A 21,849-nucleotide genomic window follows, 5' to 3' on the forward strand; every position below is an offset into this window, starting at 1 on the left:
TCTCCCTGACTGAATATGGGAAAAAAATCTCCTATTCGTTTTTTTTAATTTTCATATGAATCCTACTAAGAAGTCAATTTAATTTTCTGTGACCACCGGAGTAATTTATCCTTTCTTACCCAGACTAAAATCGAAAGAGGTGATAAATGATGGAAAAAGAGCATTCAAATGAAATAAAAAATGACGATGGGGAAAAATCAACAATATATGAAGAAGTGAAAAGAAAGAATATAATGGACTGGGGCATAATCGAAACTGCAGAAAGCGTCATGCCAAATAAAACTCGGAAAAGTTAATCCGAGTTTTTTTATTGTATCGACTTATTTCTTCAGCTATCACTGTTTTCATTCATTTAGTATTGGGAGTCCTGATGATTGCTTCGTCTATTGATATCTCATGGGAGGTGCTTCATGTCGGAGCAGGCACGGGTTTATGTGGGCAGTGAAGCCTTTATGAAAACGAGTCTAACCATTGTAACAAATCATCCAGTTCCTAATAAAAATGATGTTTAGAAATGCGAGAGAGAATGCTAAGGTTATTATGTAGCCAGTGATGACCTTAACTTTGCGAGATTGAAATTGAAGAAGAAAAGGCCATCATTAAGGCGATGATGACCAAGTCTCCGCATGATTGAAGAGGAAAGGGTCATCATCAATCCAATGATGACTAAATCTCCACATGATTGAAGAAGAAAAGGTCATCATCAAGCCGATGATGACCAAATCTCCACATGATTGAAGAAGAAAAGGTCATCATCAATCCAATGATGACCAAATCTCCACATGATTGAAGAAGAAAAGGTCATCATCAAGCCAATGATGACCAAACCTCCACATGATTGAAGATGAAAAGGTCATCATCAATCCAATGATGACCAAATCTCCACATGATTGAAGAAGAAAAGGTCATCATCAAGCCAATGATGACTAAATTTTCACATGATTGAAGAAGAAAAGGTCATCATCAATCCAATGATGACTAAATTTCCACATGATTGAAGATGAAAAGGTCATCATCAAGCCGATGATGACCAAAATTCCTAAATGACGTTCTCTAGCAAACTATTACTTAAATCTTTATTCCATACCAGAGTTTACAATATCGGCCTCAATCCTGCTCATGAACTCCTCTGCAGCGCTGTATCCTTGCTGCTTTAAATACCAGTTATTTGCGGCTGCTTCAATTAACCCCGCCACATCACGTCCAGGCTGGAGCTGAATTTCCATTGAGGGAATCTTAACACCCATATAGTCTGTATAGTGGAACTCCTGATCCAGATCATTATATAAGGCATCCTTTTCCCATTTAGTTAAATGAATATCAAGAGCAATACGGGTTTCATCTTGAAAAGCCTTGCGGCCGTATAGGCGAACCACATTCAACAAGCCAATACTTCGAAGAGCCAAAAACTCCTTGGTTTTTCCATCATGAGTGCCCAGAATCGTTTGCGGACTAAGCTTCTTTAGGACAATAATATCATCCGAAACCAGCCGATGTCCCCGGCGAATTAACGTGTGGGCCGTCTCACTTTTTCCTACCCCTGAATTCCCGCGAAGTAAGATTCCAATACCAGACACATTCATACAAACTCCATGCACAGCGATTTCTGGTGCTAATTCCTTTACTAAAAATGCATCTAATTTGGTAATAAATTCTGATGTTATCTCTGGTTTATTCGTCAATAACAAAGGAATACCTTGTTCAACACAATGATGGGTTAAATAGGTAAGTCCTTCTTCGCCAGCTGTAACGATAAAACATGGCGGATGATAATGAACAATATTTCCAATTCGTATTCTACGTTCCTCTTTACTTAACTTATGTAAATAAGTAATTTCCTTTTTCCCTAAAATTTGAACTCGTTCTGTTGGAAAAAAATCAAAGTGGCCAACAAATTCCAAGCCTGGGCGATGAACCCGTGATTGCGTTATCATTTTTTGCAGTTGATCTTCACCGGCCAGTACTTTCAATGAAAACTTCCGAACCAAGTTTTCAACTGTTATTTTTTTCACCCTATATTCACCGTCCTAATAGTCTTCCTATAGTTGAATTATACTGAAGAATAATGGAACAGTCATCCATTTACGAACGAATTCCTGAAAGTCTGGATTAAATCAAACACCTCTCCACAAGGAAAATCAATCTAGCTTATAGTACCTGCAAACTACATAGCCTACTGATTTAGCGGCAACGATCAGTGCATCTTCATCGATATCAAATTTTGGATTATGATTGAAATATGGCTTTTCCACACCTTTTGGCGTACATCCAATATAAAAATAACAGCCTGGGATTTTTTCTAAATAATAAGCAAAGTCATCGGATGGTGACATCATAGGGAACGGAGCAACTTGCTTAATATCAGGATCATTTGCATTTTCCAAGCTCTCTTTCACTGCTGAGGTTACTTCTGGGTTATTATAAAGTGGTGGATAGTCAGAAGCATAGGTTAACTCGCATTGTACTCCAAATTCGGATTCACTTCCCTTAACAATCCTGCGTAATTCCTTCTCAATGATTTCCTTAGTTTCCCCAGTCATGTAGCGGATATCACCTTCTAATTCAACACAATCCTTTATGACATTGAAGCTACCCTTTCCATCAAAGGAACCAATTGTAATAACTCCCATATCAAACGGATTTAACCGGCGGCTGATAATCGTTTGCACAGCTGTAACAAAATAAGCGCCAGCGACGATCGCATCATTTGCCGTGTGTGGGGAAGAGCCGTGTCCGCCAACACCCTGAATCCTCAGCTTAAAATATGATCTTCCGGCCATCGAAAAGCCACTGTGATAGCCAACATGACCAGCAGGAGCCATAGGTAGTAAGTGAATCCCAAAAATGTTTTCAACATCGGTAAGCACCCCGGAGTCAACGATACTTTTGGCACCGCCCGGCGGCACTTCCTCTGCATGCTGGTGAATAATTTTGATGGTGCCTGGTATTTCATCTTTTAATTGAATAAGGCAATCCGCAAGAATCATTAAATAGGCCGTATGCCCATCATGAGCACAGGCATGCATGACACCTTCATTCCTAGATTTGAAGGGCAGCTCTGTTTCCTCTAAAATCGGAAGGGCATCAAAATCAGCACGAAGGGCAATCGTTTTTCCAGGCTTTCCCCCCTTAATTGTTATGATAATCCCATGACCATTCCCAACATTGGGCTGAATTTCAACATTCTTTCCCTTATAAAAGTCTAAAATATATTGTGCCGTTTTTTCCTCTCTAAAGGATAACTCCGGATTTTCATGCAGATATCGGCGAATTTGAATCATTTCATCTTTCCGAGTTTCTAACATTTCCATTAATTGTTTCTTCATTTTCAAATGCCCCCAATATTTTACTATCTCAAAGGTGCTAACTCTTCCATTCCAATCATGTTCTTAGCATGTCCTTTTTGAGTATTATTTTTCCATTATTTTCAAAGACAAAATTAATCATTAATTTACAATTCTTTACACACCCTTAATTAACATAGGAATAGTAGTAACCTATAATCATAGGTGGAGATGAAAATTTACTAGCACTTTACAGACAACAATGGGAAAAACGAATTAAAGGAGGAAATTTTTAAATGCTGCAAAATATTGGAGTACCTGGTTTGATTCTTATTCTTGTCATCGCCTTAATCATTTTCGGCCCTTCTAAATTACCAGAACTAGGCCGAGCGGTTGGCTCAACATTAAAGGAATTCAAGAAATCCACAAGAGATTTAGTTTCCGACGAAGAGCCCATAAAAACACAGCTCAAAAAAGAGGAGAAGGCGATATAATCCAAATCACTTTTTAAGAGGATGTAAGGAGGCTTGCATCTTCTTTTTCATAAGGAGGTCCCGATGAAAAACCACGATATGGCTCTTATTGGTCATTTTGAAGAATTACGCAAACGACTTATTTTCGTCCTAGGAACCTTTATTCTGCTCTTCATTTTATCCTTTATCTATGTGGAGGATATTTATAACTGGCTAGTGAGGGACTTGGAAGTAAAGCTGGCCATATTAGGACCAAGCGACATTTTATGGGTCTATATGATCCTATCAAGTGTTGCAGCGATTGCGGGAACCATCCCAATGGCCGCCTATCAAACTTGGTTATTTGTCCGTCCCGCTTTGAAAGAAACAGAACGTAAAGTAACGCTGGCATATATTCCGGCTCTATTCCTACTATTTATTTTCGGAATTTGCTTCGGCTATTTTGTCATTTTTCCTACGGTTTTTCAATTCCTCCTCTCGATGTCAGAGGATATGTTTATGACTTTTTTCACAACAGAAAAGTACTTTATGTTCTTAATTCATATGACATTGCCTTTTGGTTTTTTATTCGAACTGCCAGTGATTATTATGTTCCTAACCAGTGTCGGAGTGCTGAATCCCTACCGATTGCAAAAGATTCGAAAATACGCCTATTTTGTGCTAATTTTAATCGCAATCTTCATCACCCCGCCTGATTTTCTATCAGACATCTTAGTAGTCATTCCTCTGATTTTCCTATATGAATGCAGTGTTGTATTATCAAAGGCCGTTTATCGACGAAAACAACAATTGAATCTAGCTGCATAAGATGAACAAAAAGTCTCAGACAATGTGCTAAGACTTTTTTTATGCAACGGTCGATCATCGTTAGCTATGTATATATCAAAAAGATGTAAACCAGACACGGGGCTTGTTTACATCTTTTTATAGATTCCTATAAAGTTTAAATCTTGAGTCCGTGGCGCTCAAATGCTGCGGCTTCAAGAACTGACATCCCATTTTGCTCAGCAAATGCAACCAGCTTGTCAGAAACTTGTGGTGCAAATTGCTTTGAAGGAGTAGCGTAGGACATTTCCCTTGCACGTGCCGCGTTGTGACGTTGGAATGGCCCCCAGATAGCAAAGGTTTTGCCCGGGCTTTGAATATTAACAAAAAGCGTGTTTCCGTCTGGCGAGAAGGTAGGGCCTGTCATTTCAGATCCATTGAGACGATTATGTGCAAAAGGATAGATCTTGCCTTCAGGTGTAATCCCCATAAGTCGGTCGTCGCCTGCTCCATCTTCTACGAACCAAAGGTCGCCCCATGGGGTCATGGAAATATTATCCGGAGATTCCATATCTTTTGCATCTGTTGCCTCATAGAAAAGCTCCAAGGTATTCGTGTGGGGAATATAGCGATATATACGTCCAAGATTTTTTTCGCCGGCAGAGCTGTCATCAAACCAAAAAACACCCTCTTGGAAGAACGCTCCCTCTAACTTTTTGAATTCAATACAGCCTTGTGCCTTGGCATCCTCACGGCATAAATGAGGATCTAGTTCCTTCCAGACTATCTTAAATGTTTGTCCTGTTTTAAAGGTGCTTGCTGATGGGCCAGCCACCTCTTCAATCGCCGCCGCATAAAGCTTGCCGCCTTTTTGCAGGGCACCCGTTTGTTGGGTGGTGTCATTTGGGATGAAACGGTAGAAATAACTTGGGGATGCATCCTCAGTCAAGTAAACATATCCTGTCGCCGGATCAATCGCACAGGCTTCGTGAGAAAAGCGTCCCATATCCTTAATTGGGGTTCTCGACATTTCATTCTCCGGCTGCTGCGGGTCCACCTCGAATACATATCCATGTGTCGCGGTACGTGTTTCTTCACAAGTCAGCCAAGTACCCCAAGGTGTTGCCCCTCCTGCACAATTTCGAATGGTACCTGAAGAGGTTACATATTCTTTAATGACGTTTCGATTTGGACCTACAACTAGAGCAGTTGTACCCCCTGCAGATGCAGCATCATATGGCTTGGTGCCAATCACAGGATTTGCTGCACCATTGCTTAATTCATGATTACGAACAAGAATGGTCGTATTATTAGGTCCTTCAAAAGCTGCCATTCCATCAAAAGCGCCAGGAATTTTTCCGCCGTTTGTCAGTTGACCGCCTTCTTCAGAGATAATTTTGTAATGGAATCCTTTTGGAAGATCAAGAATTCCATTCGGATCCGGTACCAAAGGACCATACCCGCCAAAACCACTCGTTGGATTATTGGTCGTATCCGCAAATGCTTTTGAACCCAGTGCTAACACTCCTGTTGATCCAAGGGTAAGGGCAAGCGTGCTCATTCCACCCACTTTTAAGAAATTGCGTCGATTCATGCCATTATTAGATACTTGATTTTCCATAAAATTAATATTCCTCCTTATTTATGCTTTGTCTAACTATTTATAGTGTAACTAGCAATCTTTAAGGATTAATGGAAATTAAGTAAGGATTAGGTAAATATGATTAAAGAATTGTAAAAATACTCTAAAGGGCTAAATAAAAATGACTTTAATAAATTGTTGATTTCCTGTGCTAATGTGTCCCTCTAACATCTAATGTAGTGTTAGTTACATTCTTTTTCACAAATGTTGAATAGTTGATTTTTTCTTGCAATTTTTCATAAAAAAGGTCTGGATCAATTGGCAAGACTACCGTTTCGTTTAACCATGAGGATAAATAGATGGCATTTGAAATTTCGAGTGCTTTCACACCCTCTTCACCTGGTGAAAGTAAGGGTGAATTCTTACCAATTGCATCAATCCAGTTTTGAATAATGATTGCATGATTGGCATTATCACTTTTTACAGGAATTTTGATTCTTTGGGATTCAGGCTGGCCGAATCCACCTTTATAAGAAGAATTAAACTCACGCTCAGATTGTGTTAATTGGTAAAAAACAAGGTCCTCATTTTCAACGACAATTTTCCCACGGTCCCCAACAATCTCATAGCGATTCGTACCTGGTGCCTCTCCAGTTGAAGCAATAATTACGCCTGTCGCTCCATTTTCATATTCCAAAAATGCAGTGACATCATCCTCCACTTCAATATCATGATACTTTCCAGAAATGCTCATTGTACGGATGCTCTTTGGCATAACCCCCGTTGTCCACTGCAAAACATCGATATGGTGAAGTGCCTGATTTAATAAAACACCCCCGCCTTCTCCGTTCCATGTCGCCCTCCATTTACTCGAATCATAATAGCTTTGTGGACGATACATATCCGTAAAAATCCAATTCACCCTTTTTAATTCCCCTAGTTGGCCTGATTGAATAAGATCTCGAATTTTTTGATACAGCGAATTTGACCTTTGGTTATACATAATGCCAAACTTTTTCCCAGAAGCTTTCGCTGCAGCATTCATTTCCAGTACATTTTTGGTATAGACGCCAGCCGGTTTTTCGATAAGGACATGCTTCCCCTTTGCAAAGGCCTTTTTGGCTAATTCCGGATGACTGTAATGCGGTGTTGCAATCAGTACAGCATCGATTCCTGATTCATTGAAAAAGGCCTCTTCCTCCTTGAAAATTTTTACAGCTTCATTTGTATTTCCTTTAACCCATGCTCTTCGGCCTTCATTACTGCTGCAAACCGCCGTTAACACAGCTCCTTTAATTTGCCCTTGATGCAACATTTGAACATGTAAACTACCGATATTTCCTATCCCAATTACACCAACTTTAACTAAACTCATCTAAATTCCCCATCGATTTTTGACGTATTGTTTAACAGTTTATATAAAGAAATCATTTGGGTATTTTCATTAATTTTGCGAATAGCGAATTTACTTATTAACCACATAGTGGTACACTTGTATCATATAATGGTTAACTCTATAATAATGAATGCTAAAATCATTTGTCAATAGATAGCTCACTTTTGATACTTTCAGCTATTATTATAAAATGGAGAAAATGATGGAGGAGTACATACTCATGAACAACGACAGACTAGAACAAACTAAATCATCTAATGTTCAGGTGATCTCTCGTGCGGCTAAAATATTGAGGACTCTTAGAGTTCATCCAAAAGGAATGAGCTTATCGCAAATTGCAAAAGAAGTAGGCATGGCCAGGTCTACGGTTCAAAGAATTGTTATGACACTAGAACAGGAGAGGTTTGTGGCGGCAGCTTCTATTAATGGCGGTTACCGGCTTGGACCTGAGATCGCCATGCTGGCTTCCGCTGTTCACAGTGATTTAAGAGAAGAAATCAGACCATTTTTAGTAAAACTTTCGCAGCAAGTCAATGAAACGGTAGATTTATCCGTTTTGGATAACGGTAAGGTGCTTTTTGTCGATCAAATTATCGCTCCGCACCCGTTACAGGCAACTTCCCAACCCGGTGCATCTTTCCCTTTACATTGCACGGCAAACGGAAAGGCCATACTCGCTTCCATGCCTTTAGAAGAGGTGGCGAAACTATTACCTGAACACCTGCAACATTATACTGTTCATACCATTACGAGTCGGGATGAATTGTTAAAGGAGCTGGAGGTGGTTCGTAAAATAGGAGTTACATTTGCAAGGGAAGAGCACATTGATGGGATTTGTGCAGTAGGTGCGTCTTTTAATGACAGTATGGGAAATTTAAGTGCTGTCTCCATTCCGCTTCCATCTACTCGCTTTTATGGTAATGAAGAAAAGCTAGCGGCTGCCCTTCTCGAAACTTGTAAAACTATCAATCAGCACTTTAAAAACAAAAAATGAAGGTCTCCCATTACTGTAATAAAACTTAGTTCAGATAGTAAAACTAATGCTTAGGAGGGGAAAAAAATGCCATCTATAAGTGATATTCAGCTACGTATACAGAATATTGAATATTCATCCACAACGATTTACTCTGGCCTTGAAATTCTCCTTGTATTAGATGGTGAACTAACTGTTGAAACAGATCGATCCATGCACCAATTACATGTCGATCACTTATTTGTCATTAATCGTAACCAACCTTACGAGATTCGCGGTATCAATAAAAATACTGTACTGAAAATAAGTATTCCAGATTCATTTATAACCCACTTTTATCCCGAATATCGCTTCCATACCTTCAATTTATTTTCTCCACAAATTGATAGAGGTAAAGAAAAGACGATTATAGAATTACGGAAACTTCTAGCTGAGATAATGGTCATCCATCTTCGCAAAGAAGAAGGGTATAAACTAGAGATGAGTGAACGGATTGCTAAAATTTTGCTTATCTTGATTCGGAGATTTAAAGAAGATGCAGTAATGGATGTCGATGTACATGTGGAGGATGAGCGATTAAAAGGTATTTTAGCATTCATTGAACAGCATTATGATGACCCGCTTACATTAGAAGAAGTTGCTAATAAGTTTTATTTATCTTTTAGTTACTTTTCGCGTTATTTTAAAAAGCAATTAGGGATTGGGTTTACCCGATATATGATGAATATTCGCTTAAAACACAGCTTAAAGGATTTATTATACACAAAAGATTCCATTACTTATATCGCATTGAAGCATGGGTTCCCTAACTCAAAAGCCTTTACCAATTTATTTAAAGAGGTCTATGGGGAAACGCCCTTTTTATACCGTGAAAAAAATGCGAAGGAACACGTAAAAATCGTCCAAACTTATCATTTTGAAGATAAAGAAACACTTTTAAGTTCACCTGAAATTTTAATAAAACTTAGACTTTTAATTGCAAAAGGTGAAGATACAAAAACGATTAGTGATATTGAAACAAATTTTGAGTCCATAACGATTGATATCCATTCTCTACCTAAACGGAAATTACATCATCCTGACAATCTTTTAATGATTGGTGAACTTAGGGAGCTGCAGAAAGAAAGCGTACGAAATCAAGTATTATTAGCAAAACAGGATTTACAAATAAAGTATATTGGGATACATAAACTGCTAACGGGAAGAACCATTGCCCCTGATGTAGAAACGGATGAATTAATTCCAACTACATCACCTTATTATAATTCAGATGCGGCGATTGAATTTTTAAAAGCCAATCATTTATCTTTATATGTTCATGTTAGATATAACCCGATTGCTGCTGAACAAGAAGCCTATTTGGAAAAATTACAGAGATTCTTTAAACATTGTGTAACAGTGTTTGGATACAGTTATGTAGAATCATGGTGCATCATGATTAATGACGCTATAGATAACTACTCCAATCAGAAGGAACTAGAACTTTTTTATTTTAAAATACACGGATTACTAAAATCCATGATGCCTACCCTTAGAATAGGCGTTCTTTTACCCTTCTCATTTAAACAAGCTGCTATAAGCAGTCATTTTCTTTGGGTCCTCGATCAAAGTGAATATCTTGATTTTATTGCATTTCAAGCAAATACACATGAAATCATTGATTATCAAGAACTAGACGACTCGAGCTTTGATTTAGCAAAAGATTTCATTAAAGAAAAGACGGAGAAATTAAAACGATATTTAAAGCATTATTCCATCGAGAAACCTCTTCATTTAATTACTTGGAACACGATTTCGGGAAATACCCGTTATACTAATGGCACTTTTTTTCGCGGAGCTTTAGTTTTTAACGATGCGATTAGTATTTCAGATTCGATTGAAACGCTCGGTTTCTGGATCAACACGGAGACACATGAAAAGAGTTTGGATATGAATAGTATTCCATTAGAAGGAATGGAGTTGTTCCATTATTTTAAAGGTAAACGGCCGGTATTTTTCGCTATGTCATTTTTCAACAGATTACGCGGGAATATCATAGCTAGAGGACCATTATTTATTATGACAGAAAACGAATTAGGTTATCAGCTTGTTCTAATGAACTCAACGATTATCAACCCTTTTTTATCAATTGAAGATTCGTTTCTTCAGAAATTAATGAAAGAAATGAGAGTAACGATTAACGGTATTCCTAGCGGGAAATATCAAATTCGGAAATTTATTTTTGATAAAAATCATGGTGCATTATATAAGCTTTGGTGGGAAAACAACAGTGAATATGGGATTGATCGGGAAATTATTGACTATATTACACGTTCAAGTCACCCATCATTGGAAGTATTTGATGAAACAATTGACGGGGAATGGACCATGTATTCATACTTAACTGTCAATGCCATTCACTTTTTTGAAATACGAAAGGTATTCTACTAATTTTAGTGGACACGGGACACTCTAAGGTAAAAAAAGTACCGTACATTTTTATCTCCTATTTCCAAGTGTTAAGAATTTCATGTAGGAATGGAAAAAATACAGCAAACAAAGCCTCCTTATAAATGGGGGCTTTGTTTTATAATAATCAACGAAAAGAACAAACACCGGTAGTTTCCTAATCTTTTCATGTTCTAACATCTATTCTTATTTGGAATTATAAAATAACCGAAAAGTTCTACTTAGGAGGTAGAAACATGGAAAACAACTATAAAGGAACAAATAAATTAATCACAGGGATTGTCTTTGGTGTCCTCACATTTTGGCTATTTGCTCAATCTTTAGTCAATGTAGTCCCTGCAGTCCAAGAAGATTTAGGAATTTCCCTTGGTACATTAAACATTGGTATTAGTTTAACGGCATTATTTTCTGGTTTGTTTATTGTAGCAATGGGTGGTTTAGCGGATAAAATCGGCCGAAAGAAGATTACCAATATCGGACTGATTTTAAGTATTATTGGTTCTCTATGTTTAGTTTTCGCAAATGGTGCAGCTCTTCTCATTATTGGCCGTATTATTCAAGGTTTCTCAGCAGCATGTATCATGCCTGCAACGATTGCTTTAGTCAAATCTTATTATGAAGGCTCAGATCGTCAACGTGCACTTAGTTTCTGGTCTATCGGTTCTTGGGGTGGATCTGGCGTATGTTCATTTGCTGGTGGTTTAATTGCCACCTACTTAGGTTGGAGATGGATCTTCATTTTCTCTATCGTGATTGCCGTTCTCGGCTTATTTTTAATGAAAGATACGCCTGAAAGCAAAGCAGAAACTTCAGGGAAATTCAAATTCGATTTTGTAGGGTTAATGCTCTTTATTATTGTCATGCTTGCATTAAACGTTTTAATTACCTTCGGTTCTGATTTAGGTTGGACAAGTCCTATTTCCATTATTCTAGCTGCAGTGACGATTGTTGGGGCTATCATCTTCTTTAAAGTAGAAAAAAGTAAAAAAGTTGTCCTAATCGACTTCTCATTATTTAAAAACAAACCCTATACGGGGGCAACCTTCTCAAACTTCTTGCTAAATGCGATTGCAGGTACAATGGTTGTTGCCAATACGTATGTACAAGTAGGCCGAGGTTTTAGTGCTTTCCAATCCGGTATGTTATCACTTGGTTACTTAGTAGCAGTGTTAGCGATGATTCGTGTCGGTGAGAAAATTTTACAAAGAATTGGTGCTAAAAAACCGATGCTTTGGGGATCAATGATTACAACAATTGGTGTCGCCGTAATGGGTTTAACATTTTTACCCGATTTACTCTATACCATTATGGTATTTATCGGTTACGCCTTATTCGGTCTTGGTCTTGGAATTTATGCGACTCCATCTACTGATACTTCTGTATCAAACGCTCCATCAAATAAAGTTGGTGAAGCCGCTGGTATTTATAAAATGGCAAGTTCACTGGGAAGCTCTTTTGGGGTAGCTATTTCTGCAACTGTTTATACCACCATGTCTGCCCATAATCTGGAGGCAGGTGCAACATGGGGTATTATTACAAACGTGATCTTTGGTGTACTAGCCCTTCTTTCGATTATCTTCATGGTTCCTAAAAATGCCGGTAAAGAAGATTATGCTGCAAAAGAAGATCATGCCGCATAGGAAAACAATCATTATGAGCGGGGGAATTGACAATGAAAAGTAAATTAATGCAAATGCTTGAAGAACGCAAAGAAGAAATCATTCAGATACGCCGTCATTTGCATGAACATCCCGAGCTTTCTTTCCAAGAAGAAAAAACCAGCCAATACATTGAGGATTTTTATAAAGGCAAAGATGTTCATATGGATACAAAAGTAGGCGGAGGCCATGGATTGATTGTCACCATTAAAGGCGGGAAACCAGGGAAAACCATTGGGCTGAGAGCAGATTTTGACGCACTTCCCATAGAAGAAGAAACAGATGTACCGTTTAGATCGAAAAATCCAGGTGTTATGCATGCCTGCGGCCATGATGGGCATACAGCATACCTGTTAGTTTTGGCAGATTGTTTGATTCAATTAAAGGATGAACTAGCTGGTACAATTAAAATTATTCACCAACCTGCCGAGGAAGTACCACCAGGTGGTGCCATCGGCATGATTGAATCTGGTTTATTAGATGATTTAGACAATATCTTCGGTATTCATTTATTACCACTTGGACCCTCTGGTTTAGTAGGGTATAACAGCGGGTACGTATTCCCGGGCCGGGCTTACTTTAAATTAAAAGTGCAAGGTGTTGGCGGACATGGTTCTTCACCGCACTTGGCAAATGACTCCATCGTTGCGGGTGCTCACTTTGTTACAGCTATTCAAACAGTGGTTAGCCGCCGGTTAAATCCATTTGATATGGGTGTAGTAACAATCGGTTCATTTGATGGAAAAGGAACCTTTAATGTCATTAAAGATAGCGTTGAAATCGAAGGCGACGTCCGCGCGATGACTGAAGAAACGAGGAAAACGATTGAACAAGAAATTCGCCGCATTGCAAAAGGAATTGAAGAAGAATTCAATGTTACCTGCGACTTGACCTATGCACCAGACTATCCACCACTTTATAATGATCCTGAAGTGACTGAATTAGTCGTTTCTTACTTGAAAAATGCAAACGATCAAGACATTGTGGAGGTTCGAGAATTTGCACCAATGGCTCCCTCAGAGGACTTTGCACATTATGCAAAAAAATTCCCAGCTTGTTTCTTCTACATTTGCTGCACACCAAAAGGGGTTGAAAAACCATACTTCAACCATCATCCTAAATTTGATATAGATGAAGACGCTCTTTTAGTAGCAGCAAAGGCTGTTGGAACAGTAGTTTGTGGATATTACGATATTAATTAACAGTGCCTGTCACCACCCGAATAATGCCGATGAATTCGACAAAATATGGGTGGTGACAGGCACCATTTTTCACATAATAACCCAAATATTCCCATATAAGTTTTTTTTATTTGTAATTATAATTTTATAGCATTTTATTTTTTTCCATTATTGAATTATGATTGGTATGAGCAAATGAAAGATTACTTTTTTAAATTCTAGAGTGCGGATTTCATCATGCTAAATCATCCTTGAGGTTAAACAAATATATCTTTTAGCCAAGACGTCTGTCTGTAGGACAGAAATGATTTTCAAAAATAGGAGGAATTTTTTATGTGGATAATCACTCGTTACTTAGATTCAGATATTTCTATGTTTGAATATGAAACTGAAGATGCAGCAAGAGAGGCTTTTAAATATATGGAAGGCAGTAAAATTCTTTCTGAAGTTGTATACTTCAATGATCCTTGTTTCCAGCAGGAAGCAGCTTAAACTATTTAAAATAGGACAAGTTGTTAGTTGTCAATTGACCTTCTAACCACTTGTCCTTTTTTTATCTGTTGTCTAAACCACCATGCTCTCTTCCGGAAAAAATGCCTGCCTTCCTAATTGATTGTTCTACAACGTACTGAAAACCATAAATAATGATTGCTAAGAATACACAAATAAAATACCAAGTGGAATGTTTCATCTTTATGAAATTAACAATTCCGAATTTTTTTCCTATGTAAGGTAATGGAAAAGCATTAATTACATCCAATACCATATTTGTAAGTAAGTACTTGGGAAAATTCCCAAATGTTAATTTAAAAATCCAAAGTGTGGCTACAAAATAGGGACCCAATATATATGTAAAATCAATAGGACCAGGAGATATAGGGTTTTTAGTGACCCACCATTTTTTCCTATAACAAATTAGATTAAATACGCTTAAAACTAAATTGACAAAACTTGCTACAGGTAAAAACCTAAAAAAACTTCTTTTCCCCATAAAAGGAACGGTAAGCCACGGAAGAATTAATGTGGCTAAAGAAAATGCGACTTTCGTTTTATACTTAACCATTGAGTTCCACCCTCGAATTGATATTTTACAGTAATAATTTCCATAAATATATAATTTATCCTCACCATTCAAAATATACATAATTAATGCTTTTCCCTTGAATTGTTTTACTAGATTCGTTTTTTCTTAATATTCCACATTAGCGAATCAACCCCTGAGGAGAAATGAGCTATTGGAGTAACATGTGAAAGTTCAAAATGAAATGGAGAAAAAAGGGTATTCTCGACAATCTGTATTTCTGCTTTTTGCAAGGGCCAAGGCTGATGGTGGATTTCACCGCAATAAACGTTTACTCCATTATTCGAACTATAGAGGCAATACCGCTCAGTGAGCCAATGATCTAGCGTTCCTTCCTTTGGAAAATAAACCTCCGATACCGGAATGTAATTCCCCTTAAATGATATAGGAGTATTAAAATTACCATTCCGACTAGTATGAAAATGGAAGGTTTGTCCTTCTTTTCGAAAAGAAATTTGTGCCGGATAATAGGGTAAATGAAACCACCTTTTTGCAAGATTTAATGAAGCCCAGTTCCCAACATCAATAGATAAAAAATAAATACCGGGTTTTCCATCGCATGTAACATATGTCCTTACATTTATTTCTGGAAATTTGGATGTAAGGGAAATAGATGATAAGCCACGAGGAAAGATTCCCTCTAAAACAAATACAATGACACCTAACCATGCGGATCCATTAAAAGTATCAATTTGTAAAGAAGAAGGAATATGTGGCCGTAGTAAATTAATTGGAATTGGCCAATGTAAAAATAATAAATTTCTCCAAGTTTGCCGCATAATCCAGTATTTTGAGGGTAATGGCCAAGTACGATGACCAATATCATTCATTATATTCATCCAATAATCCCCCTGTTTTTATATGTATATAGTTTGGAGTAAATTGATAATTTAATACGATTTTAAAAATACTATCTTGATTTATAATATTTTCCTTTTTTTGACTATACTAAGATTAGTTGGTTTTATTATTAACTATGCGGAATATGGAGCAATAACTATGGAGAATATTTTTTATTATTTAACTTTTGGAATGGTAACAATTATTTTTACCACTTTTATATTCATGCTTTTTGGATGGCGTTGGTTCATGAAACTGATGGTGAAGCATATGGGAAAAATTATTTTATCTGACAGTTATCAAGAAAACGTGATGGAATTGATGCCGGGACTCAGGCATATGGGCATTCAAAATATGCTTGAAAATAGCCTGCGTGCAGAAACAGGTGACGTCCTCCACCGCCCGATGGGATCTTCAAAAAAATGGCCGCACTTAGATCCGATTACTTTTATCCCTGCCCAAACAACACCATTTCCAATTGACGGTGAAGAAGATGTAGATGTGCAAGTAACCATTGGTCCAAATGCAAAAAAACCAATGGAAATAAAAATCCCGTTAATGATCAGTGGAATGGCCTATGGAATCGCACTCAGTGAAGAAGTGAGACTTTCCTTAGCTAATGCTGCTAATAATGTTGGAACTGCTATTAATTCCGGTGAAGGGGCCGTCTTACCTGAGGAAATAAATATAGGTGGAAAATATATTTTACAGTTCTCCAAAACAAACTGGGCAAAGGAAGATGATTTAATTAAGCGGGCCGATATGATTGAAATTAAGCTGGGACAGGGAGCTTTATTTGGGACAGGCGGAAAAATTTCTCCTAAAAATTTAACGGGCCGGGCCCGTGAACTGATGGGTTTAGAGGAAAATGAAGATGCCGTGATTTATGATAATTTTGTTGAAAACCAAACGCTTGATGATTTGAAAGAACTTGCTGATGAGCTACGGAGAATTACAGGGGGTGTCCCCATTGGGGCAAAAATAGGGGCTGGCGGAAAAATTGAGGAGGATATTGATCATTTAATCTACATAGGTGTTGATTATATTGCGGTTGATGGAGGACAAGCAGCAACTCTCGGTGCCGCTCCTATTTTATCTGATGACGTTGGAATCCCAACTCTGCATGCGATTGTAAGGGCGGCTAATCATTTAGAAATGAGAGGCATGAAGGGAAAAATTAGTTTAATTGCCTCTGGCGGGCTACTAGTACCCGGCCATTTTTTAAAAGTACTCGCCCTCGGAGCGGATGCAGTCTATGTAGGATCAGCTATGTTATTTACCGTCTCACACCCTCAATCATTAAATGCCCTTCCATTTGAACCTCCCACTCAAGTTGTTTGGAATCAAGGGAAATTCAAGGATCAATTTAAGATTGAAGAAGGCGTAAAATCGGCGGAGAAATTTCTAACAGCAAGTATTGAAGAAATAAAAATGGCATTAAGGGCAATGGGAAAACGATCTTTAAAAGAGTTATCTAAAAGGGATTTGGTTTCCTACGATGAATTGACCGCCAAAATGATTGGAATTCCATTTTCCTTTGAACCATGGGAAGAAAAGCAAGGACATTTACCATCATAGAAAAGCCTATCCCCATTTACTGTACGAATATTGGAGAAATGACTATGCCGAACCTATTATTTTATCTGACTTTTACAATGGTGACCCTATTATTTATCGTGTTGGTATTCATGCTCATCTGCTGGCGCTGGATGATGAAACTCATAGTGAAAAAGGCCGGAAAAATTATTTTATCTGACAGTTATCAAGAAAATGTGATGGAGTTGATGCCGGGACTCAGGCATATGGGCATTCAGAATATGATAGAAAATAGCCTTCGTGCAGAAACAGGGACTGTCTTGGATCGTCCTCTTGGCGGCTCTTCTAAAAAATGGCCGAATTTGGATCCCATTACCTTTATCCCTGCACAGACCTCACCATTTCCGGTCAATGGTGAGGAAGATGTAGATATATCTGTTACCATTGGGCCAAAGGCAAAAAAACCAATGGATATAAAAATTCCACTTATGATTAGTGGCATGGGTTACGGGATTTCACTTAGTGAACAAGCAAGGCTATCTTTAGCAAAAGCAGCTAAAAAGACCGGAACGGCGATTAATTCAGGGCAAGGTGGAATCTTACCCGAAGAATTAGACGCTGCTGGAAAGTATATTTTACAATTTTCTAAAACAGATTGGGCAAAGGAAGAACATTTATTTAACCGTGCAGACATGATAGAAATTAAATTAGGCCAGGGTGCATTAGCTGGAATGGGAAGAAAAATCCCTCCACAAAATTTAACAGGTCGTGCTCGCGAAGTAATGGGGCTTAAGGAAAATGAGGACGCGGTCATTTATGAAAACTTTTATGAAAATCAAACGCTAATAGACTTAAAACTACTTGTGGAGGAGCTTCGCGTAAGATCAGGCGGTGTTCCTATAGGAGCCAAAATTGGTGCAGGTGGAAAAATTGAAGAAGATATTGATCATTTGATCTTAATGGGAATTGATTTTATAGCAATTGACGGCGGTCAAGCAGCCATGCACGGTGCACCACCTATATTATATGATGACTTTGGAATCCCGACATTACATGCGGTAGTTAGAGCTGTGAATCATCTAGAAAAAAGAAAGATGAAGGGAAAGATTAGTTTAATCGTTTCTGGAGGCCTTTTAGTACCCGGTCATTTTTTGAAAGTGCTTGCACTTGGGGCTGACGCTGTATATTTAGGCTCTGCCATGTTGTTTGCTCTTGCTCATGATCAAGTATTGAATGCCCTCCCATTTGAACCTCCTACACAAGCTATATGGTATGATGGCAAGTTTAAGGATCAATTTAAAACCGAAGAAGGGGAAAAAACAGCTGAAAAATTCTTAACTGCTAGTGTAGAAGAAATGAAAATGGCATTAAGAGCAATAGGAAAACGATCTTTAAAAGAGTTGTCAAAAAAGGATTTAGTTTCCTATGATGAATTAACGGCTAAAATGGTTGGAATTCCGTTTTCCTTTAGACCATGGGAAGACAAGCAACAATCGTAAACGAAGATCTCTATCTTTCTATAGATCATAAATGACTTGTAAAAAGTATGAACTATCCTAGTAAAAATGTTTTGTGGTATGATAATTAAATTGTTTACTACCTTGTTTCACATTAACATTCAACTAGGAAAAGAGGTATTTATGTACTCTACTGAATTATCCAAGCGACATTGGTTGCTCATCTTTACACTTTCTTTATTAACATTTGTTCTCGGAACAAGCGAATTTGTTATCGTCGGGATCTTAACCGATATTTCCTCAGGTCTCCATATAGCAAATGCAAAAGCAGGGACACTTGTTTCTGCGTTTGCCATTACGTTTGCTATTGCCACACCGCTCGTGATGAGCGTAACAAGTCATTTTCCTAAGCGTAAATGGATGTTGTTTTTAATAGGATCGTTCATCATCCTGAATGCTTTCTGTGTGATTTCGACGAACTACATCATGCTCCTTATACTTCGGATGCTGACGGCGATTGTAACAGGAGTTTTAATCTCCCTTGCCATGATTGTTGCAAGTGAAACCATTCCAAGCCCCAAACGAGGACTTGCTATATCATTTGTTTTCGGTGGCTTTACTCTTGCAAACGTGGTTGGAGTACCAATTGGAACTGCCATCGCTGAATGGTATAACTGGAATGCAACCTTTCTGTTAACAACTTTTCTGGGGGGAATTGCGTTTTTGGCATCTTTCTTCATTTTGCCTAAGCGGCTCAGTCAATTTCGAAGTTCCATGCGTGATCAATTTTCTTTGTTGACACACCCGCGAATCTTAATGGCATTTTTCATTCCATCTTTAGGATTTGGAGCGACGTATGCCGTTTATACGTACCTTGTACCGATCCTGAATGGAATGGAAGCACCGAATAATTTAATCAGTTTGATATTGTTTGGATACGGATTTATTTCGATATTCAGCAACATACTTGCTGGTAAAATTGCCAGCTTCAATGCGATTGGTCGCCTTCGCATTGTTTTTATTGTCCAAGCAATCGTTCTGGTCAGTTTATATTGGACGACAAATAATTTGCTCTTTGGATTGATTAACATTGGCTTGATGTCATTAATGGCCATCCTTTTAACGACATCTACCCAGCTTTATTTGATTGACCTTGCAGGCATTTATCAGCCAAAAGCGACAGGACTCGCTGCTTCTCTGATGCCAGTCGCAAGCAATGTCGGAATTGCCTTGGGTTCCGCAGTAGGTGGAATGGTTTACCATCAAGGGAATTTGATGAGTGTGACATTGGTCGGCGGATTGATTGCTATCTTAGCAAGTCTTTTAACTTTTCTAAGCCATCACTTAGACCAAAAACAAACAAAACCCGCATAAGTTTCATGCGGGTTTTTTGGAATAACCTTTAAATAAAATTAGCACACTCTATTAAAGAAGAAAGGCTGTGCTCCTTAAATCTCGCTTTTATTTTCCTTCTAGCTCATGGCTGCTGTTAGAGTTTCATTTGCACCATACCACTGAGTATGGTGAATATACCCATTCCTATACAAATCAAGCAGACAGTTCTTAACTTCTTTTTGGATGATTTAAGGAAATATAATGAAATTCCTAATAAGACCAAAAGAATACCTATTATTATACTAGACAGATAAAATAGTGGTGCGAGGTTTTCAAGAGCATGATCTATTTGATTTTCAATTTTTTGTTCCATATTTCTCATACCTCCATGCAGTTAATCTTTCTTGTGATTATGTTGATGACAAGAACACTTATTAATAAAAGAATTATTGTAAAAATAATGATTGGACTATCCGCAGATATAGATCCTGCAACGACGTTACTTAGTAGAGAGCAAAGCAAGACTGAAGATATAATAGTGGTCGGTATAGATTTTTTTATAAAGCCGAGTGCCATAGAAATAATACCAACACTAACTGCAGAAATAGACATATAAAATGTGGTTTTGGCAGCCCTGCTTATAATTTCAAAAGTGATGTTTCCATCTACGACTGGGGAAATGGATTCGCTAATACCAAAAATAATAAATATACTTATGCATGAGGTGATCATTGCAGTTGCCACAAATAGTGAAACGACAGCAATTTTTGCCAGAAAAACTTTTCTTCTGCTGACTGGGTATGAGAATAGCAGAGTAGTGCGTTTCCCTGAATATTCTTCAATTATTATTTTTGAAAACATTACAGATGATAATAAGCTGAAGGCAAACATACATATTGTGCTAAATAATGGAATGATATTTTCATATCCTGCAAACATTTTCATGTCCGGATCTTTTGGCTCAATCTTTGGAGCATAGGCGAATAGATATATTATTCCTAACATACAGATTCCAATGATAGAGGCAGAAATAATGTATGTACGAATATTTGTCTTTTTCAATTCAAGTTTCAATAGGTTAATCATTTCGTTTCATTCCTCCATTCACAATACTAAAAAAATATTCTTCTAAGCCATCTGCAAAATCCTTTTCGATATAGGCTAACTCTATTTCTTCAACAATGCTACCATCTACGATAATTCCTATAACATCTGAGATTTGTTCGATTTCACTTAAAATATGGCTGGAAACAAGTATAGTCATATCATGTTTTTTTACAAGGTCTTGAAAAAGCTCCCTCATTTCCCGTATTCCCACTGGATCTAGCCCGTTAATCGGTTCATCCAAAATTAAAAGTTTTGGATGATGGATGATTGCTCTTGCAATCCCTAAACGCTGACGCATACCTAGAGAAAATTGAGAAACGGGTTGATTACCTATATTATGTAACCCAACTATTCCTAACGTTTTTTGAATATCTGTATTTTGAATACCCATATAGGAAAGATGAATTTCTAAATTTTCAATAGCGGATAAATGTTCATAAAAAATGGGAGTTTCTATCATACTTCCTACATCCCTTAGAATACGGTTTTTACCAATCTGAATATCTTCACTGAAAATTTCTATGCGTCCGGCAGTGGACTGAAGTAATCCTAATAGCAGTTTAAAAATTGTTGTTTTTCCAGCTCCATTTACGCCCAATAGTCCATAAACTCTTCCTTTTGCAACAGTCATGTTACAATTTCTTATGACTTCTTTTTGATTGAAGGTCTTTACTAATCCAGATACTTTTACAGCAGATTCATAATCCATATCAATTCCTCCTAAAGTGTTACA

20 protein-coding genes are annotated in these 21,849 nt (G+C 37.7%); 11 read left to right on the top strand and 9 right to left on the bottom strand.

Annotated features, from left to right (window positions below; translation table 11 throughout):
• Positions 1-146 precede the first annotated feature (146 nt).
• Positions 147-296: a hypothetical protein gene (locus tag QNH17_RS29530; protein ID WP_283876830.1), complete on the top strand. Its 150-nt coding sequence runs from the start codon at positions 147-149 to the stop codon at positions 294-296.
• Positions 297-1,076: 780 nt separating this feature from the next.
• Here QNH17_RS29530 and hprK read toward each other — a convergent pair.
• Together hprK and QNH17_RS29540 are read right to left on the bottom strand one after the other, a co-directional pair.
• Positions 1,077-2,012, bottom strand: a complete 936-nt coding sequence (hprK, locus tag QNH17_RS29535) for an HPr(Ser) kinase/phosphatase (protein WP_283876831.1) — start codon at positions 2,010-2,012, stop codon at positions 1,077-1,079.
• 126 nt (positions 2,013-2,138) lie between these two features.
• Complete coding sequence (locus QNH17_RS29540; RefSeq protein WP_283876832.1) at positions 2,139-3,326, bottom strand: amidohydrolase; 1,188 nt, start codon at positions 3,324-3,326, stop codon at positions 2,139-2,141.
• Positions 3,327-3,580: 254 nt separating this feature from the next.
• Here QNH17_RS29540 and tatA point away from each other — a divergent pair, with 254 nt between their 5' ends.
• Both tatA and tatC read left to right on the top strand, forming a co-directional pair.
• A complete protein-coding gene (tatA, locus tag QNH17_RS29545) occupies positions 3,581-3,778 on the top strand; it encodes a twin-arginine translocase TatA/TatE family subunit (protein WP_283876833.1) in 198 nt (65 codons plus the stop codon).
• Positions 3,779-3,841: 63 nt separating this feature from the next.
• The gene (gene tatC / locus QNH17_RS29550; RefSeq protein ID WP_283876834.1) at positions 3,842-4,564 is read left to right on the top strand and encodes a twin-arginine translocase subunit TatC; all 723 of its coding nucleotides are present in this window, start codon (positions 3,842-3,844) and stop codon (positions 4,562-4,564) included.
• A gap of 136 nt (positions 4,565-4,700) precedes the next feature.
• Here the strand turns inward: tatC and QNH17_RS29555 are convergent, their stop codons facing one another.
• Positions 4,701-6,143, bottom strand: coding sequence for an alkaline phosphatase PhoX (locus tag QNH17_RS29555; RefSeq protein ID WP_283876835.1), 1,443 nt, complete (start codon positions 6,141-6,143; stop codon positions 4,701-4,703).
• Positions 6,144-6,315: 172 nt separating this feature from the next.
• Entirely contained in the window at positions 6,316-7,479 is a 1,164-nt protein-coding gene (locus QNH17_RS29560) for a Gfo/Idh/MocA family protein (protein WP_283876836.1), read from the bottom strand.
• A gap of 241 nt (positions 7,480-7,720) precedes the next feature.
• Here QNH17_RS29560 and QNH17_RS29565 point away from each other — a divergent pair, with 241 nt between their 5' ends.
• From QNH17_RS29565 to QNH17_RS29585, 5 genes are all read left to right on the top strand, one after another.
• A complete protein-coding gene (locus tag QNH17_RS29565) occupies positions 7,721-8,494 on the top strand; it encodes an IclR family transcriptional regulator (RefSeq protein WP_283876837.1) in 774 nt (257 codons plus the stop codon).
• Positions 8,495-8,560: 66 nt separating this feature from the next.
• Positions 8,561-10,903: a helix-turn-helix domain-containing protein gene (locus QNH17_RS29570; RefSeq protein WP_283876838.1), complete on the top strand. Its 2,343-nt coding sequence runs from the start codon at positions 8,561-8,563 to the stop codon at positions 10,901-10,903.
• Between the two features lie 254 nt (positions 10,904-11,157).
• Positions 11,158-12,561: an MFS transporter gene (locus QNH17_RS29575; RefSeq protein WP_283876839.1), complete on the top strand. Its 1,404-nt coding sequence runs from the start codon at positions 11,158-11,160 to the stop codon at positions 12,559-12,561.
• Between the two features lie 32 nt (positions 12,562-12,593).
• Positions 12,594-13,781, top strand: coding sequence for an amidohydrolase (locus QNH17_RS29580; RefSeq protein WP_283876840.1), 1,188 nt, complete (start codon positions 12,594-12,596; stop codon positions 13,779-13,781).
• Between the two features lie 312 nt (positions 13,782-14,093).
• Entirely contained in the window at positions 14,094-14,252 is a 159-nt protein-coding gene (locus QNH17_RS29585; protein ID WP_283876841.1) for a hypothetical protein, read from the top strand.
• Between the two features lie 61 nt (positions 14,253-14,313).
• Here the strand turns inward: QNH17_RS29585 and QNH17_RS29590 are convergent, their stop codons facing one another.
• Positions 14,314-14,823 (bottom strand): hypothetical protein, encoded by a 510-nt coding sequence (locus tag QNH17_RS29590; protein WP_283876842.1) that lies wholly within the window; start codon positions 14,821-14,823, stop codon positions 14,314-14,316.
• A 110-nt stretch (positions 14,824-14,933) separates the two neighbouring features.
• Positions 14,934-15,680, bottom strand: a complete 747-nt coding sequence (locus tag QNH17_RS29595; RefSeq protein ID WP_283876843.1) for a YqjF family protein — start codon at positions 15,678-15,680, stop codon at positions 14,934-14,936.
• 160 nt (positions 15,681-15,840) lie between these two features.
• On the opposite strand from QNH17_RS29595, the gene QNH17_RS29600 reads away from it, so the two are divergent.
• The 3 genes from QNH17_RS29600 (at position 15,841) to QNH17_RS29610 (ending at position 20,048) form a co-directional block, all read left to right on the top strand.
• A complete protein-coding gene (locus tag QNH17_RS29600) occupies positions 15,841-17,259 on the top strand; it encodes an FMN-binding glutamate synthase family protein (protein ID WP_283876844.1) in 1,419 nt (472 codons plus the stop codon).
• A 44-nt stretch (positions 17,260-17,303) separates the two neighbouring features.
• Complete coding sequence (locus QNH17_RS29605) at positions 17,304-18,716, top strand: FMN-binding glutamate synthase family protein (protein ID WP_283876845.1); 1,413 nt, start codon at positions 17,304-17,306, stop codon at positions 18,714-18,716.
• Between the two features lie 141 nt (positions 18,717-18,857).
• Positions 18,858-20,048, top strand: a complete 1,191-nt coding sequence (locus QNH17_RS29610) for an MFS transporter (RefSeq protein WP_283876846.1) — start codon at positions 18,858-18,860, stop codon at positions 20,046-20,048.
• Positions 20,049-20,163: 115 nt separating this feature from the next.
• Here QNH17_RS29610 and QNH17_RS29615 read toward each other — a convergent pair whose 3' ends face one another.
• Genes QNH17_RS29615 through QNH17_RS29625 form a run of 3 tightly spaced genes read right to left on the bottom strand, consistent with a single transcriptional unit; the run spans position 20,164 to position 21,825 of the window.
• Positions 20,164-20,382, bottom strand: a complete 219-nt coding sequence (locus tag QNH17_RS29615; protein WP_283876847.1) for a hypothetical protein — start codon at positions 20,380-20,382, stop codon at positions 20,164-20,166.
• 5 nt (positions 20,383-20,387) lie between these two features.
• Entirely contained in the window at positions 20,388-21,095 is a 708-nt protein-coding gene (locus tag QNH17_RS29620; protein ID WP_283876848.1) for an ABC transporter permease, read from the bottom strand.
• On the bottom strand, positions 21,088-21,825 hold the full coding sequence (locus tag QNH17_RS29625) for an ATP-binding cassette domain-containing protein (RefSeq protein WP_283876849.1): 738 nt from the start codon (positions 21,823-21,825) through the stop codon (positions 21,088-21,090). The genes QNH17_RS29620 and QNH17_RS29625 overlap by 8 nt, the downstream gene beginning before the upstream one ends.
• Between the last annotated feature and the right edge of the window lie 24 nt (positions 21,826-21,849).

Origin of the sequence: Neobacillus sp. SuZ13 (assembly GCF_030123365.1) — a bacterium.
Taxonomy (GTDB): domain Bacteria; phylum Bacillota; class Bacilli; order Bacillales; family Cytobacillaceae; genus Neobacillus.

Bases quoted from the DNA above. Each gene is read 5' to 3' on its own strand.
- QNH17_RS29530 (WP_283876830.1), top strand. From the start codon at position 147: ATGATGGAAAAAGAGCATTCAAATGAAATAAAAAATGACGATGGGGAA.
- QNH17_RS29540 (WP_283876832.1), bottom strand. From the start codon at position 3,326: ATGAAGAAACAATTAATGGAAATGTTAGAAACTCGGAAAGATGAAATG.
- tatA (WP_283876833.1), top strand. From the start codon at position 3,581: ATGCTGCAAAATATTGGAGTACCTGGTTTGATTCTTATTCTTGTCATC.
- tatC (WP_283876834.1), top strand. From the start codon at position 3,842: ATGAAAAACCACGATATGGCTCTTATTGGTCATTTTGAAGAATTACGC.
- QNH17_RS29555 (WP_283876835.1), bottom strand. From the start codon at position 6,143: ATGGAAAATCAAGTATCTAATAATGGCATGAATCGACGCAATTTCTTA.
- QNH17_RS29560 (WP_283876836.1), bottom strand. From the start codon at position 7,479: ATGAGTTTAGTTAAAGTTGGTGTAATTGGGATAGGAAATATCGGTAGT.
- QNH17_RS29565 (WP_283876837.1), top strand. From the start codon at position 7,721: ATGAACAACGACAGACTAGAACAAACTAAATCATCTAATGTTCAGGTG.
- QNH17_RS29570 (WP_283876838.1), top strand. From the start codon at position 8,561: ATGCCATCTATAAGTGATATTCAGCTACGTATACAGAATATTGAATAT.
- QNH17_RS29575 (WP_283876839.1), top strand. From the start codon at position 11,158: ATGGAAAACAACTATAAAGGAACAAATAAATTAATCACAGGGATTGTC.
- QNH17_RS29580 (WP_283876840.1), top strand. From the start codon at position 12,594: ATGAAAAGTAAATTAATGCAAATGCTTGAAGAACGCAAAGAAGAAATC.
- QNH17_RS29585 (WP_283876841.1), top strand. From the start codon at position 14,094: ATGTGGATAATCACTCGTTACTTAGATTCAGATATTTCTATGTTTGAA.
- QNH17_RS29590 (WP_283876842.1), bottom strand. From the start codon at position 14,823: ATGGTTAAGTATAAAACGAAAGTCGCATTTTCTTTAGCCACATTAATT.
- QNH17_RS29595 (WP_283876843.1), bottom strand. From the start codon at position 15,680: ATGAATATAATGAATGATATTGGTCATCGTACTTGGCCATTACCCTCA.
- QNH17_RS29600 (WP_283876844.1), top strand. From the start codon at position 15,841: ATGGAGAATATTTTTTATTATTTAACTTTTGGAATGGTAACAATTATT.
- QNH17_RS29605 (WP_283876845.1), top strand. From the start codon at position 17,304: ATGCCGAACCTATTATTTTATCTGACTTTTACAATGGTGACCCTATTA.
- QNH17_RS29610 (WP_283876846.1), top strand. From the start codon at position 18,858: ATGTACTCTACTGAATTATCCAAGCGACATTGGTTGCTCATCTTTACA.
- QNH17_RS29615 (WP_283876847.1), bottom strand. From the start codon at position 20,382: ATGGAACAAAAAATTGAAAATCAAATAGATCATGCTCTTGAAAACCTC.
- QNH17_RS29620 (WP_283876848.1), bottom strand. From the start codon at position 21,095: ATGATTAACCTATTGAAACTTGAATTGAAAAAGACAAATATTCGTACA.
- QNH17_RS29625 (WP_283876849.1), bottom strand. From the start codon at position 21,825: ATGGATTATGAATCTGCTGTAAAAGTATCTGGATTAGTAAAGACCTTC.